We start from the raw sequence: 809 nt of genomic DNA, 5'->3' as shown, positions 1-809 counted from the left end.
CCGCCTGCGCCTCCTGGGACCAGTTCGACTCCTACGCCCAGCGCGGCGACCTGTTCGCCCAGGCCGCCTCCCGGGCCGCCCAGTCCGCCGACGGCGAGGACCGGCACTGACATGGCCGCCGACAAGCCCACCCGCCGCGGGTCCGATCGCCGGCGCCGCCCGCGGGGCAAGGACGGCCCGGTCAAGGGCGAGGGCAGCACCCTGAGCTACTACGCCCTGCTCATCGCCACGCTGGCTCTGCTCGCGTTCGGGCTCACCATGGTCTTCTCGGTGCAGTCGGTCACCACCGCCGCCGAGGGCGGCAATGCCTTCACCGCCTTCACCAAGTACCTGGCGTTCGCCGCCGTCGGCCTGGTGGGCATGGTGGTGCTCTCCCGGCTGCCGCTGCGGGCACTCAAGCGCCTGGCCTGGCCCGCGCTGCTGCTCGCCTTCGCGCTGCAACTGCTGGTGTTCGTGCCCGGTATCGGCATCGACGTGTACGGGAACCGTAACTGGATCGCCCTGCCCGCCGGCCTGGGCACCGCCCAGCCCTCGGAGTTCATCAAGCTGGGGCTGTGCCTGTACCTGGGCGCCACGGTCTCCGCCCGCCGGGACGCCTTCCTGGGGGGCGTGAACAGCTGGCCCAAGTTCGCGCGCTTTGGCGGCTGGATCCTGCTGCCCGCCGGCGTCGGCATTGGCCTGGTCATGGCCGGCGGCGACCTGGGCACCGTGATCGTGCTGACGGCCCTGGTGGCCGGCGCCCTGTGGCTGGGGGGACTCGGCGGGCGCTGGTTCGCCGCCCTGGGGCTGGTGGGCATGGTCGGCTTCGC

Annotated in this window: 1 protein-coding gene; it reads left to right on the top strand. The window is 73.1% G+C overall.

The genetic code is table 11. From position 1 onward, the window contains the following. Window positions 1-111 precede the first annotated feature (111 nt). A partial coding sequence (locus BN1056_RS14645; protein WP_244671543.1) for an FtsW/RodA/SpoVE family cell cycle protein occupies window positions 112-809 on the top strand: 698 nt, incomplete at its 3' end.

The sequence above is a fragment of the Actinomyces succiniciruminis genome, from assembly GCF_900002405.1.
GTDB lineage: Bacteria > Actinomycetota > Actinomycetes > Actinomycetales > Actinomycetaceae > Actinomyces > Actinomyces succiniciruminis.
Note: the sequence above shows the minus strand (reverse complement) of the source record. Positions and strands in the feature narration are given on the sequence as shown.